A 17,767-nucleotide genomic window follows, 5' to 3' on the forward strand; every position below is an offset into this window, starting at 1 on the left:
CATGGCCCCTGGGCTGTGCCTTTTCTTTTTGCACGGATACGAAAGAGAGAGGTGAGGCATGGGAGTTCGGACGATGGTGAAGGATGTGTGGCAGAAGCTGGCGGGCGTTGAAGCAGCAACAGGCACGGCGGTTGGGGAACGGAAGACGACGATGCTGCCTTCGATCTTTACGCCCTACAACCAGGCCGGGCGGACGGGGCAGAGTGCGTTGCCGAAGCCTACACCGGCGAACCTGCGGAAGTTTGCCGAGACGCCGGTGGTGCGGCGGGCGATCAACGTGGTGAAGGACAAGATCGCCAGCATGGACTGGCAGATTCGCGTGCGCAGGGGCTATGACGCTGCGAGCGTAGCGGACGCAAGCGCGCGACTGAATGCGCTGCGGCTCTGTCTCGAGGAGCCGAATGCTTCGGACAGTTTTCGCGTGTTGTGGGAGCAGGTGCTGGAGGACCTGCTGGTCGGCGGATTTGGCGCGGTGGAGATGGAGGCTACGGGCGATGCGCTGCGGCCATTTCATCTCTGGGCGGTGGATGGGGCGACGATCCAGATCGACAGCAAGTGGGATGGCGATCCCGCAAAGCCGCGATACGCGCAGGCGACGGGGCAGTTGGGACGCGAGGGGTTGGTCCCTCTGCTGGATGATGAGCTGATGTACGTGCGGCTGAATCCGCGCACGCATACTCCGTTTGGGCTGGGGCGGCTGGAGGTCGCATTCGAGACGGTGAATCAGTTCCTGAGCGCGAACCGTTATGCGGGGCGACTCGCGTCGAACTCTGTCGTGCAGTATGCGCTGTGGCTCAATGAGGCTACGCCCGAGCAGCATGACCGCCTGATTCGCTGGTGGCAGGACGAGATCGAAGGTACGGGCCGCGTGCCTTTGCTGAGTTGCGAGCAGAAGCCCGAGGTGCTGCGGTTTGCCGGTGGAACCGATGCCGACCTGCGGCTGGCATGGCAGGAGATGCTGATTCGGCTGATTGCGAATGCGTTCGAGATACCTCCGATGCTGTTGGGATTGCAGGAGGGCCTCAACCGCTCGACTGCTGGCGAGCTGGCGGACGAGGCGTTCCAGAGCGCGATTGTGCCGGTGGCGAAGCTGCTGGCCGAGCACATCACACGCGACATCTTTGCGAAGAAGCTGGGCTGGCGCGAGTTCGAGTTCTGCTTCAACGATCTCGAGAGCAGGGACGAGACCGAAGAGCTGCAGATACAGACGGCACTGCTGCATGCGGGTGTGCTGACGGTGGATGAGGTGCGGCAGATGCGCGGACTGGCTCCGCTTACAACCGGGGAGGCGCAGTGAAGATCACGATCGATAATCTCGATGGCATGGGCGCGGTGGATTACAGCGGCACCGTGTGTGCGGACAGCCCGCTGAAGATCGAGCGCGTGCTGAACGCCCCTTCGCGGTGCAGCGGGATGCTCGATATCAGCGCCGAGGCGCTGGCTGCACCTGCACGACGCGGGCGCGTGGTGGTGACGTCGGATAACGGAACGATTCTGTTTACGGGCTATGTGGCGACGGAACCGGAACGCGTCTATGCCGGCGTGGCGACGATAGGGCCGGTGTATCGCTATGCGTTCAGCGCGATCAGCGACGAGTGGCTGCTGGACAAGCAGGCGACTCCGTTGAGCGGAGCCGGATTTGCGCTGCCGGGAGGGCAGGTGCTGACCACGCTAACCAACCGTGTCGACTGCGGCTTGTTCACGACCTCAGGTGTAGAGGGCGGCGCAAAGGTTGGCGTCTTTGAGCCGATGCAGACCGAGACCTGGTCGGGGAATGCAGGCCGCGTTGCGGACGCGATCTATGCGGCGTATCGCGTGCTGAATGGCGCGGTGACGATGCAGCCTGCGGGCGCGGTGACTCATGCTTTGAGCGATGGCGATGGGACATTGCAGATTGCAGCTTTGAAGACATCGGCAGTGAAGGAGCTGGCCAATGACGTGACCGTGAGCGGCGAGATGGAGCCCGCGGCGTACATCACCGAGGCCTTCGCGGGAGACGGCGCGACGACTGTGTTTCAGTTGGCGCAGACGCCGTTTCGTCCAAAGAAATCGGCCAACTCTTCGCGGCTGTTATCGGACAGCTTCAACGAAGGCGCATTTAATTCGCGAGTGTGGCAGCTCACCGATCCGGGCGCACACCTTGGATTTGGCGCATCGGGGCTGGCGATGACGGGAGGCAACGGATTCGATGGGCAGACGACCCTGACCGCTATCGACGGGGTGGAGATGGGCGGATCGCTGGTGATTGAGGCAGGAAATCTGCAACTTGGTGGGGCCAGCACCGGCGTGGTGTGCGGGCTTTACGGTGGCGCGACGCTGAGCGCGAACTGCCTCGCGGGTTACAACGTGAGACAGAGCGACGGCGCAACGGTCGTCGTGCCGTTGGTGAATGGGGCAGAGGCGGGTACGGTGTTTACGCTGCTGAGCGGACACACCTATACGCTGCGCATTCGGTTGCATTGTGTCGAGGCACAGCGGGTCTTGCAGGCGTACTACGCAATGGTGGATGGCGCGGTGCAGCAGTTCGGCGGCGGCGTGGTCGCGGCTCCCATGAGTGTTGTGTTTGAGCTGCAGGACCTGGGCGCGTCTTCGAATACACCAGCGACGTTGTTGTACGACGGTGCAGTGGCGACTTCGACGGCGAGTTGCAGCTTTGTTGCGGTGAACAGCGTGCAATTGTTTGGGTCCATGGGCTACTGCAGAGTGACGCAGACGGGATCGGCGTGGGTGACGAGCACGCTTCCCAGTGGAACAAGAGTGACCCGGTTGATTGGCGTGGCGGGGGAGGGTGTGGATTGCACGGTATCTGCAACTGGCAAAGTTACATTTATGGCGGGTCGCATTCCGGTTGCAGGAGAAATTGTAACTGTAACGTATCGTGGACAGCAGAGAGCAGTGGCGCGGCTGGAGAATGCTGCGAGCATTGCGGCGGAGGCGGCGGGCGGAGCGCCAGGTACGGCGCAGTGGCTTGGTAAAGTTACCTCGCCGGCGGCGCGCAGCTCGATGGACTGCGAGAACGCCGCGCTGGCGGTGCTTAGCTTTTCGGCCAGCCGCGCTGCGGCGATTGCGGGAACGTATGAGGCGGGGAATCCTGCGGATATCTGGCCGGGTGACGTTCTCGCCATTGCGAGCGGTGGCGAAACCATGAATGTCATCGTCCGCCGTGTGGAGGTCGCTAATGAATCCGCGTGGCCGGAGATGTTGACCTATCGCATCGCCTTTGCGAATGACTGGGCCGAGGGGCTGGGGCTGAAACTGTCGGAGGCGATTGCGGCGGATGCTCTGCTGCCGCAGACGGCGCTGACTACTGTCGGCAACGTGCTTGCGAACCTGCAACAGTTACAAATTGTGAGTGCTACCGGCACCACGCTGCAGTTGGATGCTGGCATGGCTCCTCCTGCGGGCGGTGGCTTGGAGGTACGACGGCGCGACTGGGACTTTGGGCCAGGCGTCGATCAGGATCTGGTGCTGCGCAGTCCGGTGCGGAATTTTTCGATTCCGCGCGAGGCACAGATAGAGCGGTACTACGTGCGGATGTACGACGGTTCGACGCCGCCGCTATATTCGCGATTTTCGAGTGCAGTGTTTACGGATTTACCGGTGGGATCATAAGGGGGCATGATGACAGAGTTTGAAGGACAGGTGCTGGCCGACCTGAGTGTTTTGAAGAGCCAGATGCAGCAGGTGATGGGGATAGGCCAACCGGGACGCTTGACGCAACTGGAAGAACGCGTGGAGCGGCATGAACGCAGCATGCAGAGGATGAAGGGTTTGTTTACCGCTGCCGGTGGCCTGGTGACGATGGTTCAGGTCGCGGTGGATTATTTTCGTCGCTGAGAAAGGTTTAACAACCGACCACGGATTACACGGATAAAGACGGATTTTAAATACTGAAAGAGAAAATCGGTGTTAAGTTTTTGATCCGTGTAGGTCCGCGAAATCCGTGGTCGGTTGTTTTGACCTGTCGGTGTTAAGTCGTTCGAAAACGTATAATCGTGGTCTATGAATGCCGAGCCGCTGATAGGAATTGTGATGGGGAGCCGCAATGATTATGCGGTGATGAAGGGCGCCGTCGAGGTGCTGAAGGAGTTCGGCGTGCCGCACGAGGTGCGTGTGGTTTCGGCGCATCGCACGCCGGAGCTGCTGTTTGAATACGCCGATGCGGCGATGGGACGCGGTCTGCGGGCGATCATCGCGGGCGCGGGTGGCGCGGCGCACCTGCCGGGAATGCTGGCGGCAAAGACCGTGGTTCCCGTGCTGGGCGTGCCGATTGCCGCGACGGCGTTGCAGGGGATGGACTCGCTATTGAGCATCGTTCAGATGCCGAAGGGAGTTCCCGTGGCGACGCTGGCGATTGGAGCGGCGGGCGCGGCAAATGCAGGACTTCTGGCGATTGCCATGCTGGCTACAACCGATCCGACGTTACGGTTGAAGTTGGTGGAGTGGCGTGCGGCACGACGAGACGAGGTACTGGGGCAGGTGGTTGGGGAAGATGAGGCCGGCGCGTGAGCTTGTCTAAATCCAAAAACAAAATACAGACAGCAAAGCCGATTCTTCCTGGCGCGACGATTGGGATCTTTGGTGGCGGGCAACTTGGGCGCATGACGGCCATGGCGGCGCGCGCGATGGGATATCGCATTCTTGTGCTCGATCCGGACCCGGCTTGTCCGGCACGGTTTGTGGTGGATGGATGCATCGAGGCGGGGTGGGACGATTCGCGCGAGGCGGCGAACCTGGCTCGTGGATGCGATGTGGTGACGCTCGAGATTGAACAGATTGCGGCGGCAAGCATGGAGGCTGCGGCAAACTTTGCTCCGGTACGTCCGAGCGGCGCGATGCTGGCGATCATTCAGAACAGGATTGAGCAGAAGGACTGGCTGCGGCGCAACGGGTTTCCCCTGGGAGAGTATCGCGCGGTGCAGTCGATCGATGAGTTGCGCAGCGCGATTGCCGAGCTTGGCGGCAGATGTTTTTGCAAGAGCGCGACTGGCGGCTACGATGGGCGCGGACAGGGCAAGGTTGGGTTTGCCGCGGGAGCTTCGTTTGAAGATGAAGTACGCGGCGCGTGGGCGGCTTTGGGAGAAGGCCCGGGCGTGGCGGAGAAGGCGATTGAATTGGATCGCGAGATCTCGGTGATGGTGGCGCGTGCTCCCAATGGCGAGGTGAAGGTCTTTTCGCCGGCGTTGAACCACCACGAGGATCAGATACTTGCGTGGAGCGTGATGCCTGCTCCGCTACCCGAGGCGATGGAGACCGAGGCGCGCAAGATCGCCGAAGAGATCGCGGACACGTTTCAGCTTGAGGGCGTGCTGGCGGTCGAGATGTTCTGCACGAAGGACGGGCGGCTGCTGGTGAATGAGCTGGCTCCGCGACCGCATAACAGCTACCACGCCAGCGAGCGGGCCTGTGTGACCAGCCAGTTCGAACAACTGGTGCGTGCGGTCTGCGATTTGCCGCTGGGCGATGTGGAGATCGTGCAGCCTGCCGCGATTGTGAACCTGCTGGGCGAGGTCTGGCTGAACGAGGATGGTACGGCGCGGGAGCCGAAGTTTGATGAGGCGCTGGCGGTGCCGGGGGTAAGGCTGCATCTGTATGAGAAACATCGTCCGCGCAAGGGGCGGAAGATGGGGCACCTTTCGGCTGTGGGCATGACGGCGGAAGAGGCGGTGGAACTGGTGTTGAAGGCTAAGGCGCTGCTGTAGCAACCAACGCATTTACAACTAATCTTCAACCCGACTCTAAACCGGAACAAACAGTAGCCGGTCTTACGTTGCTGAGAGCATCAGCCAAAATAGAGAAGACCACTTGTGACCACGTGATACGCGAAAAGACAGAATGCTAATACGCCAGCTAGGCACAGAACGGTGTTGACTTGTGCAGCCGGATTTTCCTTTGCTTTGATCAGAAAGGAGATAAAGGTGAAGGCCAGAACAATGGTCGAGAAGAAGAGCCAGACTAAATCTGCCCTAAAGCCGCACAGTCGAAGCCAACCAAAAAGCCGATCAGCTACACCGATCTTCTGCTCGCTTCCTTCGAACAAGATGACCAACTTAGAGCCACGAGTAATAGATTGAACGTCACCGTGAGGCGAAGCAGTACATCCATCTTTTTGGTAAAGCTCGAATATGATTGCCTTTGATGCTCGCTCATGGCCATGGGGCATAGTTTGCTACGTTGTCGTTGTGAAATCGGATAGTCCCATTGGCCATTCCGGCTAATCGAGCACCCGAATATTTGTAGTTCCATAAACAAGGCAGGCTCTCTGATGAGAGCCTGCCTTGTTTTGCTTATTTTTCTTTACCCGATGTCTTCGGACCAGTTTTCGAGGTAGGCCTTGAAGTCGGACATGAATTTGCCGGCGTCGGCTCCGTCGACGATGCGGTGGTCGAAGCCCAGCGTGAAGCGCTGGATCGAGCGGATGGCGATGACGTCGTTGCCGTCCTTGTCGGTGAGCACTTCGGCTTCCTTGTTCAAGCCGCCGATGCCGAGGATGGCGCTCTGCGGTTGGTTGATGATCGGCGTGCCGAACTGTTCTCCGAAGATGCCGGAGTTGGTCAGCGTGAAGGTGCCGCCGGAGATCTCGTCCGGGGCGAGCTTCTTGTTGCGTGCGCGATCGGCCACATCGACGATGCCACGAGCGATGCCGAGGAAGTTCTTCTCCTCAGTCTGCTTGAGGACGGGGACGATGAGACCCCAGTCCAGCGCGACCGCGATGCCGATGTTGATGTTCTTGTTGTAGAGGATGGCGTCGCCCTGGAGGAACGCATTGACGACGGGGTGCTTACGCAGCGCCACGATGGCAGCGCGGGTGATGAAGGGCATGTAGGTCAGCTTGACGCCGTTGCGCTGCTCGTACTTGCTCTTTTCCTTCTCACGCAGCTTGACGATGCGGGTCATGTCCACCTTGAAGACGGTGTGGACGTGCGGGCTGGTGCGTTTGGATTCGACCATGCGCTGGGCGATGATGGAGCGCATCTTCGACATGGGGACGAGTTCGCCGGGCTGCGGTGTTGGAGCAGCCGGTTTGGCTGCAGCGGCCGGTGCAGGTGCTGCAGGTGCAGCGGCGGCGGGCTTCGCGCCTCCCTCGAGGTGGCCGAGGATGTCGGTCTTGGTGATGCGGCCTTCAGAGCCGGTGCCCGGAATCTGCCTGAGATCAACGTTGTTGTCCTTGGCGATCTTGCGCACTAGCGGTGAGGAGCGGACACGCTCGCCTTCGGCGGCCGAGGGCGCGGGAGCTGCGGCAGGCGCGGCTTTTGTCGCAGCGGGAGCAGCAGCGGCGGGTGCCGCAGCCGGTGCCGCCTTGCCGGCAGCCCCGCCGATGACGGCGACGACGGTGTTGATGGTGACGGTCTTGCCTTCCTCGACCTTGATCTCGGAGAGGGTTCCGGCGACGGGCGAGGGAATCTCGGCGTCTACCTTGTCGGTGGAGATTTCGAAGATGGGCTCGTCGCGCTGGACGGTGTCGCCGACCTTCTTGAGCCACTTGGTGATGGTGCCCTCGGTGATGGACTCGCCCATCTGCGGCATCAGGACTTCGGTGCCCGGCCCGGCGGCAGACTCAGCAGCAGCGGCTGGCGGATTGCCCTGGGTTGCCGCAGGAGTTTCGGCGGCGGCGGGGGTAACAGTGTCCGCGGCGGGAGCGGCGGCGGTTTCGGCCTTTGCTGGCGCAGCGGCAGATGCGGAGCCATTCTCCGTGATGGTGGCGACGATGGTGTTGATGGTGACGGTCTTACCTTCCTCGACTTTGATCTCGGAGAGGGTTCCGGCGACGGGCGAGGGGATCTCGGCGTCGACCTTATCGGTTGAAATTTCAAAGAGCGGCTCGTCGCGCTGGATGGTGTCGCCGGGCTTCTTGAGCCACTTGGTGATGGTGCCTTCGGTGATGGATTCGCCCATCTGGGGCATAACTACGTCAGTCGGCATGAAGGATCCTTATGGTGATACCTGGCGCTGGTTATATTGCCGCGCAACTTTGGATTATAAGACGGTGTGTTGGAAACTGGCATGTTTAGCCGATAATCGGTGCCGGTGCGGTCACAAAGTGCAGGGCTGTTTTCCAAGGTGCTGTCTCAAACTCCAGTCCTCTCGGAGCACTACTCCGGAATCATCCCGATCGTTCCCAGCCATGTCTCCACCAACTCGGGCCATCTTGTCGCTGGAAGCTTCGTGCGCCGCAGGCCGAAGGCGTGGCCGCCGTGCGCGTAGAGATGCATCTCCACGGGGACCCTGGCATTTTTCAGCGCAATGTAGTAACTCAGCGAGTCGTCTACGTTGTCCACGTGGTCGTCCTCGTTCTGCAGCAGGAACGTAGGCGGCGTCTGGCTGGTGACAGGAATCTCCGGATTCAGCGAGAGATCTTTATCCGCGTTCGGAGGATGAGGAACGATAAACTTTTTGGTGCCTTGCGTGGCATCCCACTCAGCCGCGGAGAGCGACAGATGGCCCGGATAGATAGGGACGGCAAAGTCTGGGCGGCAGCTTTCTTTGTCGGCAGCATCGACAACGGGGTACAAACGCTTCGCGTAGTGCGTGCTGATCGCTGCCGCCAGATGGCCTCCCGCCGAAAAACCGAGCACACCAATCTTGTGCGGATCGATATGCCACTCCGCGGCGTGAAAGCGCACCAGCCCCAACGTTCTCTGCGCATCTTCGAGCGCCATCGGCGATTCCGGATACGGCCCCGATTTCGGATACTCGCCCACATCCGTCACGCGGTACTTCAGCAGCACGCACGTGATTCCCCTGGGAGTCAGCCAGTCGCAGATCTCCGAGCCTTCAAGGTCGATGGCGAGGATCTGATAGCCGCCGCCGGGAAATACGACCACCGCGGCGCCGGTATTCTTTCCCGTTGGCGAGTAGACGGTCATCGTAGGCTGCGAGACATTTTCGACCGCAAGCCACGGCCTGCCGGCGACCAGCTCCTTCGTGGCCAGCTCTGTAGTCTCGGGCCCCTTGGCTGGCTGCGCATCAGGCGGCGTTCCCGGCCAGATCGGTATTTGTACATGGCCCGGCGTGGGCTGCCAGGTGGTGGTCTGCGCGTTCAGAGCGGCGAACGGGAACATCATGCAAAGGGAAAGGAGAAGAGGCTTCGTCACAGTCTCCACAGAGTAATGGTGACGTTGGCTGTGAATTGGGAGTATCTGCAGGGAGTACATGCAACGGCAATGGCAGTTTTTAAACAGATTCGCGTGCGGTCGCACCTGCTGAATGAAGCAGCTCGTCGAGCGATTCGCACCAGAGCATCTGCCGCTCGAAGATACGGCCAAAGTTGCGGGCGGTGGAGTTGAGCGCGCTCTCCATGGTTGGCTGATGGTTGCTGTCGGCTTCCAGTTCGAGGCTGGTGACCTGGCGGTCGGTGATGCCGCAGGGGACGATCCACTCGAAGTCGCGGAGGTCGGTGGTGACGTTGAGCGCGAAGCCGTGCGAGGTGACGCCCTGCGAGACGTGGACGCCGATGGCGGCGATCTTCTTCTCCTGAATGCTGCCGCCTGCGATCGTCCAGACGCCGGTGCGTTTGGGGATGCGCTGTGTCATGACGCCGAAGTCGCCGCAGGTGCGGATGAGGACTTCTTCTAACAGGCGGACGTAGTCGACAGGGCCGAGATGCGGGCCCTTCTTGCCGGGGAGGTCGCCGCGCAGGTCGATGATGGGGTAGCCGACGAGTTGGCCGGGGCCGTGGTAGGTGACGTCGCCGCCGCGGTTGATCTCGTGCAGCTCGATGCCGCGCTGAACCAGGAACTCGTCGGAGGCGAGGATGTTGGAGCGGCTGGCATTGCGCCCTAAGGTGAGGACGGGAGGGTGTTCGAGCAGGAGAAGCGTGTCGCCGATAAGGTTCTGCTTGCGGGCGGCGATGACCTGCTGCTGGAGGGCTAGGCCGTCAGCATAGGGAATGCGGCCGAGATGGAGGAGGTGGATGAACATTGAAACAATACTGCGAGTTAGAAGACACAGCCCGATCTCGCGACCGGGCTGGTGTCTCCTTTATTTTGCGCGATCTAAACGTTGATGGCCATGCCCTCGACGCTGCTGAAAGCATCGAGCAGGCTTTCGGACAGCGTTGGGTGGGCGTGGATGGTGAACATCATCTCTTCGACCGTGGCTTCAAGCTCGAGCGCGGTGACGCACTCGGCGATCAGCTCCGTGGCGTTGGGCCCGATGATGTGGACGCCGAGGATCTCGCCGTACTTCGCATCGGAGACGACCTTGATGAAGCCATCGTGCGAGTCGAGGATCGTCGCCTTGGAGTTGCCGACGAAGGGGAACTTGCCGACCTTGACCTGGTAGCCCGCTTCCTTCGCCTTCGCCTCGGTGAGGCCGACGCTGCCGATCTGCGGGTCGCAGTAGGTGCAGCCGGGGACGCGGGCGCGGTTGACGGCGCGAGCGTATCTGCCCGCCAGCTTTGCCGCGACGACGAGGCCAGCCATCGCGCCGACGTGCGCGAGCTGAGGCAGACCGGCGACGATGTCGCCGATGGCGTAGACGCCGGGCTCGGTCGTCTCCATCCACTCGTTGGTGAGGATGAAGCCTCGGTCGGGGGTGATTTTGGTCTTGTCGAGGCCGACGTCAGAGGTGCGCGGTGCACGGCCTACGGCTACGAGCACCTTCTCCGCCTGCTTGGACTGGGCCTTGCCGTTTGCATCGGTCCACGAGATCAGAGCGCCATCCTTGTTCTTCTCGATCTTGGTGTCTTTCACCGACACGTGCATATCGATGCCGCGTTTCTTGAAGAGGCGCAGAAGCTCCTTGCTTACGTCTTCATCTTCCGCCGGGACCACTCGCGGCAGCATCTCGAGGACGGTGACATCCGTGCCGAAGCTCTTGAAGATGGAGGCGAACTCGACGCCGACCGCGCCTGAGCCGATGACGACGAGCGACTTCGGCAGCTTATCGATGGAGAGGACTTCGATGTTGGTCAGAATGGTCGAGTCGGCCTTGTAGCCGGGCAGCATACGGGCGTCGGAGCCGGTGGCGAGCACGACCTTCTTTGCCTTGACCGTCTCTTTTTTGCCAGCCTTGTCGACTTCGATGGAGAACACGCCCTCTTTTGCGGGGCCGGTGAGACGACCGTAGCCATTAACGACGGTGATCTTGTTCTTCTTCATCAGGAAGTCGAGGCCCTTGGTGTGTTTGGTGATGATCTCGTTCTTGCGCGCGAGCAGGTTCTTCCAGTTGAGCTTGGGCTGGCTTACGCCGTCGATGCCGTACTGCTCGGCGTGCTTCAGGTGGTCCCAGACCTCGGCGGAGAAGAGCATCGCCTTGGTGGGGATGCAGCCGACGTGCAGGCAGGTCCCGCCAAGCTTGTCGGTCGACTCAACCACGGCGGCCTTCAATCCATACTGCGCGGCGCGGATGGCGCAGGTATAGCCTGCCGGTCCGCCGCCAATCACTACCAGGTCATAAATCGTCTCTGCCAAGGGTTTTGCTCCATTTCCTGTTCTTTGCCAAACAATTTATCTTACCTCTGCCCCTTGCTGTGGCACGTCAATCGAGCCATTTTGCGGGCGAATATCGCAATCAGTGGGGGATCAGGCAAGACTCACAGGAATTAGATGCTGCACGGAAACGGTGGACTCGAGCGGCGGCAAACAGGGCTGCCTTTAGCTTCAGCGATCCTTTAGGCTGACAGGAAGATCGCCATCTCAGCTTGTCGCCGGACGAGAAGACCGGGCACAACCGCTGCGCCCGCGTGGTCCCACAACAGGAACTGCTGCGCCGCCAGTTCGAACTCGCCTGCGTTGACGTGGCGAAGCAGCGTTGAATCGATCAGCCTGCTGCAACCGAGGTTGAAGACGAAATCGACGAGTGCGTCGAAGTGGCACTGGCGGATGTCGGTGGTCACGGCACGATGGACGCAGGCTGCGGCGCGGGTAATATCGCTCCGCAGCAGGGTATCGGCCTGGGCGATGGTGATGGTGAGGCCTTGGTGGACATCTGGCCCGGTGTGACCGTAGCCGATGGTCCAGATGCCGGACTGGTCCTGATAGGCGGCGAGGCGCAGACCTTCGAATTGTTTGGTGAGCGCGTAACCTTTGTCGCCATAGCTGAATGCAGAAGCTGGCGCTTCGCCGGATCGAGGGTGAATGGTGGGCTCTAATTCGGATTGTTGTGGCTGCATTGATGCTCCTTTCAGGTATTCCCCGTGGTATCCGTGTGTAAAACGCATGTTTTCAATAAGATGAGGGGGTATTTGCGGATAAAGTATTCAGACAACCGGGATTTATAAATTCTTTGTCTTAACGAGTCAGGCCCAGCGTCTCCGCTGGGCCTGTGATTTTTCTCTAACTGTTCTCTAGTTTAAAGAATTGGGTATAACTAATTTGCAGTTTTTCGGAAAATATTTTTGGCGGTAAAGCCGTTTATTTTGTTCAGCTTGGATGTTTGAGGCGCGTGGAGAGGGGCTTGACAGCCGAAATGCTCCTGAACATGGCGGGGTCAGCCCAGAAGGCGGGCGACGTCCTTGGCGAAGTAGGTGACGATGAAGTCGGCCCCGGCGCGGCGGATGGAGAGCAGCGACTCCATCATGGCGCGTTCGGGTTCGAGCCATCCGCGCTGGAACGCCGCCTGCATCATGGAGTATTCGCCGGAGACCTGGTAGGCGCCCAGGGGCAGGTCGCAGCGTTCGCGGGCTGCTCGGATTACATCGAGGTAGGGCATGGCGGGCTTCATCAGCAGCATGTCCGCGCCTTCGGCGATGTCCTGATCGATCTCGCGCATGGCCTCGCGCAGGTTGGCTCCGTCCATCTGGTAGCTGCGCCGGTCGCCGAACTGGGGAGCGGAGTCGGCAGCCTCGCGGAAGGGGCCGTAGAAGGCCGAGGCAAACTTCGAGGCGTAGCTGAGGACGGGCGTCTGCTGGTGGCCGCTCGTATCGAGGGCCTTGCGGATGGCGGCGACGCGTCCGTCCATCATGTCGCTGGGGGCGACGATGTCGGCACCGGCGTCGGCCAGCGAGGCTGCTGTTTTGGCGATGAGGGTTACGCTGGAGTCGTTCTCGATCTCATAGTGCTCGCCGTCGCGGGCGATGATGCCGCAGTGGCCGTGCGACATGTACTCGCAGAGGCAGACGTCGGCGATCTGGAGCAGCGAATCGAGTTTGCGGTTCGATTTGAAGGCGCGCAGCGCGGTCTGGACGATGCCGTTGGCGACCCATGCTCCGGTTGCCTGCTCATCCTTCTGTTCCGGCAGGCCGAAGAGCAGGAGGCCGCCGATGCCGAGCGCGGCGCAGGTCTCCGCCTCTTTGATTGCCTCGTCGATGGAGAGGTTGAAGCAGCCGGGCATGGAACTGATCTCTTTGCGGACGCCCTCGCCGGGGCAGAGGAAGAGCGGATAGATGAGCGCGGCGGGATGGAGATGGGTCTCGCGGACGAGCGACCGGATCGCTTCGGTGCGGCGCAGGCGGCGCAGACGCGTGGCGGGGAAATTCATATGAATAGTTTACGGCGAGTGCTGTTCGGCGCAGGAGGGCCGTTTGCTGAAGTGTGCGCGGAGATGAAAGGATTGCGGAGCCGACGCTCGTCTCTCGTCGACCGCCGACTAGTCAGAAGAGAAGAAGGGGATGTTCCATGAGGATTCGTTCGAATCGATTTGCAACTGCTTTGTGCGTGGCGATTTTACTTTGCTCGGCGTCGTGGGTGGCCTACGCGCAGTCCGGCAGGGCGTCTGGGATTCCGGCGGCGGATCTTATACAGCCTTCGGAACTTGCGCAGACGCTGAAGTCTCCGACCGAAGAGAAGCCTCTTGTTCTGCAGGTAGGCTCCCACATTTTGTTTGCGGAGGCACATATTCCGGGAGCGGAGTATGCGGGCGCTGCCGCGCAGGAAGAGGGGCTGCGGGCTCTGAAGGATCGGGCGAGCAAGCTGGACCGAGCCAGGTTCGTGGTGATCTATTGCGGATGCTGCCCCTGGAGCAAGTGCCCGAACATCTGGCCGGCTTACCAGCAGATGAAGGCTCTCGGCTTCACTCACCTGAAGGTCTTGTACGTGGCCGATAACTTTGGAACCGATTGGGTAGACAAGGGTTACCCGGTCGCAAAGGGACGATAGGCATGGCTGCTGCTGATTTGGGTATGACCTGCCGGAGATGGATCGCGGGTTGTCTTGTATTGACGGGCGTCCTTGCAGGCGCGGCGCGATTGTCGCCGGTGGAGGCGCAAGCGCAGGCTCTGACGGCACAGAAGGCTGCGCCTTCCTTTATACGCACGGATTTGAATGGAGAGAGAGTCGAGCTTTCTGCGTATCGGGGTAAGGTGGTGCTGCTGAACTTCTGGGCAACGTGGTGTGCGCCGTGTCTGGCTGAGATGCCGGTCTTCGCCGCTTGGCAGAGGCAGTACGGCGGCCGAGGTTTGCAGGTGATTGGGGTGTCGATGGATGACGATGCTGCACCCGTGCGCAGGCTCTACCAGAAGTACAGGTTGAACTACCCGGTGGTGATGGGAGATGAGAACTTGGGGGAGCTTTACGGCGGCGTTCTCGGTTTGCCGGTGTCGTACCTGATCGACAGTAAGGGAAAGATCGTTAAAAGGTACGAGGGGAGCGTCGATTTGAAGCAGTTCGAGGGTAGGCTTCAGCGACTCTTACCAAAATAGAGGATCGCCAACAGATTTCAGGTACGGTCGGCGATGGCTTCGTACTCCATTCCCGACTCTGCCGGGGCCAGCACCCAGAGTGTGTAGATGCCCAGCGCCGTGCCGATGGGGAACTTCAACAGGGCAAGGATGGCGACGACGATTCCGAGTACACGTCCCCAGGGCTTGCGCCGGAGCAGGCTGAAGCCGACGAGGAAGGCCAGGAACGCGGTCACGACCGAAACCACGGCGATGAGCGGTAATAGAGCGACCATCCAGGGAGCACCGTGGAAGGGGCCGCCCCAACCCCAGTCGCCAAAGCTTCGGAATGTTATGACTCGCATAATGAAGATCCCGATCAGCCCGGTGATGATCCGGTAGCCTCCGAAGGCGCACCACAGAATGCCGAGCATCTGCAGGTTTCGCTGGACACGCGGCGCGCGCGTTGCATACACAGGGGGATACGGCGGGGGATAGGCCGGGGGAATGGGCGGCGGCGGGACCGGAGCAGCAGCAACTACGACTGGAGCGCCGCATTGGGGGCAGAAGCGGACCTCCGCCGTGACCTGGTTACCACATGTCTGACAGATCATTCGACACCTCCGGGTGGAGTCCGCGATCTTCTACAACATCTGGTACGCGCGCCGGACCATGCCGGTTCCATGCGCGGCTACGATACTCCTTTTTGAAAATAGATACGATAGTAAATGTGACCGTTTTTCCTCTGCTGACCATGCCCCTGCTTCCCAATGTTCCCTCGCCACTGCCTGAGTCGAGCGCCGCCGCGCTGGAGTGGCCGCGTCTGCGCGACGCCGTTGCGGGCCGAACATTTTCGGCGCTGGGGCGGGCGTGGGTGCTGGCGCTCGAGCCTTCCGCCGATCTTAGCTGGATCGACCGGCAACAGCAGCGGACAGAAGAGATGCGGAAGATGCTCTCGGGCGGTGGCAGCTTCGACTTCCATGGGCTATTCGACCCTACGGGGCTGCTCGACCAGGCGCGCATCGAGGGGGCAGCGCTGGAGGCGATGGAGATCAGCAGCCTGCTCAACGTCGTCGAACGGGTTGCGGCATGGCGTAATGTGATCGATCCGCCAGCCAGTGGCGCGCGGTACAACTGGCCGGGGATCGTCGCGCTCTCGGAGCCGCTGCTGGGTTATGACTTCGCGCCGCTGCTGCGGTTGCTGCGCGGCAAGATCGAGCCTGACGGCTCGTTGAGTGATGATGCGTCGCCGGAGCTGCGCCGGATTCGCCGGGCCATGGAGCGGCAGCATCGCGCCATCGAAGAGAGCCTGCGCCGGTCGCTGCGCTCGCTGACCGAGGGCGGAAGCACGCAGGACGACCTCATCACCATTCGCGGCGACCGCTTCGTGATTCCAGTAAAGGCAGAGTTCAAGCGCAAGGTGCCGGGCGTGGTGCATGGGTCGTCTTCGTCGGGGCAGACGGTGTTTGTGGAGCCGCTGGAGACGATCGAGCAGAACAATGAACTTGTCCGTCTGCTCGATGAAGAACAGGCGGAGATTCACCGCATCCTGGTTGCGATGACAAGGGCGCTTGGCGAGAATGCCGCCGCGATTCATACGGGCACGTGCATCCTTGCCGAGGTGGAGGCGCATGTTGCGCGGGCGCGGTTCGCCATTGACCTCAACTGCGTTCGGCCTGTGTTTACAGAGGAGTTGTCGCTTACCGCTGCGCGACATCCCTTGCTCGAGCTGCGCATGAAGGCCGCTGCGCGGGAAGAGGGAAGTGAGGCGGATAGTCCTGTGCCGCTGACGATTATCCTTCCCCCGGCGACGAAGCAACTCATCATCAGCGGCCCGAACACCGGCGGCAAGACGGTCTCGCTGAAGACGCTGGGATTGCTGGCGCTGATGGCGCAGGCCGGGATTCCGGTCCCGGCGGAGGAGGCGAAGCTGCCGCTGTTCACCAGTGTCTATGCGGACATTGGCGATGCGCAGTCGATCGAGCGCAATCTTTCGAGCTTCTCCGCGCACGTCGTCAATCTCGACCGCATCTCGCGCGAGGCGACGGCGTCGTCGCTGGTTCTGCTCGATGAACTGGGTTCGGCCACTGATCCGGAAGAGGGAGCGGCGCTGGCCGTGGCTGTGGCCTCGCATTTTCTCGCGGCGAATGTCTGGTGCTGTATCACTACGCACCTTACGTCGCTGAAGGTCTACGCAGCCAACCATGCGGGAGTGCTCAACGCGGCGGTGGGCTTCGACCAGGAGACACTGACGCCGACGTATGAGCTTCGGCTGGGGGTGCCGGGGGCGTCTGCCGGTCTGAATATCGCTGCGCGGCTTGGGCTTTCGCCGGAGATTATCACAGCGGCGCGGGCGCAGATGACCACGCAGACCGCGGATATTGGAGCGTTTCTCGACCAGCTTCACGACCAGCTCACCGCGGCTATCGCTGAGCGCGAGACGCTTCGCCAGAGGGAGCGCGAGCTGTCCCGCGAGAAGGCGCGCGTGGAGGTGGAGGGGCGGGTCGAGCAGAAGGCGCGTACGAAGGAGCTTGAAGTAAAGCTCAATTCGCTGATCGAGGATTTTGCCTATCAGCTCCGCGAGACGGTCAAGGCCATCGACGACAAGACCGTCGCGCAGAAGATTGCGCGTGACTCCGCGGCTCGAATTGCGCGCTTGCGCCGCGAGTTTTCTGAGCAGTTCAACTCGACTGTCGTCGCTCACAATACCGGGGCGGACAAGAACGATCCCGCCGCGCAGCCGCATTTGCCGAAAGGCATCAAGGTCGGGGATCTGGTCAAGCTAAAGTCGTTGGGCAGGCAGGCGCGAGTCGATCGGGTGGTTGATGCGAAGACGTTTGAGGTCTCCATTGGCCCGATGAAGATGCGGGCCGGTATCGACGACATCGCCGGAGTGGAATCGGTGAAGGTCGTCACGCCGCTCGAAGCTGCGCGCAAGAGGGGCAACATCACTGTCTCCACCAATAGCGATCCGGACTATATGTCATCGGAGATTAATGTGATTGGCCGCACCGCCGACGAGGCGCATGATGAGGTTGAGCGCTTTCTCGATCGCGCCTTCCTGGCTGGGCTGCCGCGCATTCGTATCGTCCACGGAACCGGCATGGGGGTCCTGCGCCGCACGCTGCGAGAGTATCTGCGCGGCCATCCCCATGTCACTACTGTCACCGAACCCGCGCAGAATGAGGGAGGTCAGGGCGCGACTGTAGTGGAGCTGAGGCAGTAATG

At 61.1% G+C, this 17,767-nt stretch carries 16 protein-coding genes; 8 read left to right on the plus strand and 8 right to left on the minus strand.

Translation table 11 applies throughout. The features are described 5' to 3' along the window. The first annotated feature begins 58 nt into the window (after positions 1-58). From P4G45_RS00295 to purK, 5 genes are all read left to right on the plus strand, one after another. The gene (locus P4G45_RS00295) at positions 59-1,297 is read left to right on the plus strand and encodes a phage portal protein (RefSeq protein ID WP_348267701.1); all 1,239 of its coding nucleotides are present in this window, start codon (positions 59-61) and stop codon (positions 1,295-1,297) included. Next, positions 1,294-3,612 (plus strand): hypothetical protein, encoded by a 2,319-nt coding sequence (locus tag P4G45_RS00300; RefSeq protein WP_348267702.1) that lies wholly within the window; start codon positions 1,294-1,296, stop codon positions 3,610-3,612. The genes P4G45_RS00295 and P4G45_RS00300 overlap by 4 nt, the downstream gene beginning before the upstream one ends. A gap of 6 nt (positions 3,613-3,618) precedes the next feature. Further along, on the plus strand, positions 3,619-3,837 hold the full coding sequence (locus P4G45_RS00305) for a hypothetical protein (RefSeq protein WP_348267703.1): 219 nt from the start codon (positions 3,619-3,621) through the stop codon (positions 3,835-3,837). A gap of 165 nt (positions 3,838-4,002) precedes the next feature. Next, positions 4,003-4,509, plus strand: coding sequence for a 5-(carboxyamino)imidazole ribonucleotide mutase (gene purE, locus P4G45_RS00310; protein ID WP_348267704.1), 507 nt, complete (start codon positions 4,003-4,005; stop codon positions 4,507-4,509). Then, a complete protein-coding gene (purK, locus tag P4G45_RS00315; protein ID WP_348267705.1) occupies positions 4,506-5,702 on the plus strand; it encodes a 5-(carboxyamino)imidazole ribonucleotide synthase in 1,197 nt (398 codons plus the stop codon). The genes purE and purK overlap by 4 nt, the downstream gene beginning before the upstream one ends. A gap of 80 nt (positions 5,703-5,782) precedes the next feature. On the opposite strand, the gene P4G45_RS00320 is transcribed toward purK, so the two are convergent. The 7 genes from P4G45_RS00320 to hemB form a co-directional block, all read right to left on the minus strand. Next, positions 5,783-6,163, minus strand: a complete 381-nt coding sequence (locus P4G45_RS00320) for a hypothetical protein (protein ID WP_348267706.1) — start codon at positions 6,161-6,163, stop codon at positions 5,783-5,785. A gap of 134 nt (positions 6,164-6,297) precedes the next feature. Further along, positions 6,298-7,923, minus strand: coding sequence for a 2-oxoglutarate dehydrogenase, E2 component, dihydrolipoamide succinyltransferase (gene sucB / locus P4G45_RS00325; RefSeq protein ID WP_348267707.1), 1,626 nt, complete (start codon positions 7,921-7,923; stop codon positions 6,298-6,300). A gap of 170 nt (positions 7,924-8,093) precedes the next feature. Then, positions 8,094-9,095 (minus strand): alpha/beta hydrolase, encoded by a 1,002-nt coding sequence (locus P4G45_RS00330; protein ID WP_348267708.1) that lies wholly within the window; start codon positions 9,093-9,095, stop codon positions 8,094-8,096. A gap of 79 nt (positions 9,096-9,174) precedes the next feature. Next, complete coding sequence (gene lipB, locus P4G45_RS00335) at positions 9,175-9,921, minus strand: lipoyl(octanoyl) transferase LipB (RefSeq protein ID WP_348267709.1); 747 nt, start codon at positions 9,919-9,921, stop codon at positions 9,175-9,177. A 74-nt stretch (positions 9,922-9,995) separates the two neighbouring features. Next, the gene (gene lpdA / locus P4G45_RS00340) at positions 9,996-11,414 is read right to left on the minus strand and encodes a dihydrolipoyl dehydrogenase (RefSeq protein ID WP_348267710.1); all 1,419 of its coding nucleotides are present in this window, start codon (positions 11,412-11,414) and stop codon (positions 9,996-9,998) included. Positions 11,415-11,614: 200 nt separating this feature from the next. Then, on the minus strand, positions 11,615-12,115 hold the full coding sequence (locus P4G45_RS00345; protein WP_348267711.1) for a lysozyme: 501 nt from the start codon (positions 12,113-12,115) through the stop codon (positions 11,615-11,617). A 317-nt stretch (positions 12,116-12,432) separates the two neighbouring features. Continuing rightward, positions 12,433-13,422, minus strand: coding sequence for a porphobilinogen synthase (gene hemB / locus P4G45_RS00350; RefSeq protein WP_348267712.1), 990 nt, complete (start codon positions 13,420-13,422; stop codon positions 12,433-12,435). A 137-nt stretch (positions 13,423-13,559) separates the two neighbouring features. On the opposite strand from hemB, the gene P4G45_RS00355 reads away from it, so the two are divergent. Both P4G45_RS00355 and P4G45_RS00360 read left to right on the plus strand, forming a co-directional pair. Further along, complete coding sequence (locus tag P4G45_RS00355; protein ID WP_348267713.1) at positions 13,560-14,039, plus strand: rhodanese-like domain-containing protein; 480 nt, start codon at positions 13,560-13,562, stop codon at positions 14,037-14,039. A gap of 2 nt (positions 14,040-14,041) precedes the next feature. Beyond that, on the plus strand, positions 14,042-14,581 hold the full coding sequence (locus tag P4G45_RS00360; RefSeq protein ID WP_348267714.1) for a TlpA disulfide reductase family protein: 540 nt from the start codon (positions 14,042-14,044) through the stop codon (positions 14,579-14,581). 17 nt (positions 14,582-14,598) lie between these two features. On the opposite strand, the gene P4G45_RS00365 is transcribed toward P4G45_RS00360, so the two are convergent. Further along, complete coding sequence (locus P4G45_RS00365) at positions 14,599-15,153, minus strand: zinc ribbon domain-containing protein (protein ID WP_348267715.1); 555 nt, start codon at positions 15,151-15,153, stop codon at positions 14,599-14,601. Positions 15,154-15,293: 140 nt separating this feature from the next. Here P4G45_RS00365 and P4G45_RS00370 point away from each other — a divergent pair, with 140 nt between their 5' ends. Then, a complete protein-coding gene (locus tag P4G45_RS00370) occupies positions 15,294-17,765 on the plus strand; it encodes an endonuclease MutS2 (protein WP_348269282.1) in 2,472 nt (823 codons plus the stop codon). Positions 17,766-17,767 lie beyond the last annotated feature (2 nt).

This window comes from Edaphobacter paludis (genome assembly GCF_039993895.1).
Lineage (GTDB): Bacteria > Acidobacteriota > Terriglobia > Terriglobales > Acidobacteriaceae > Edaphobacter > Edaphobacter paludis.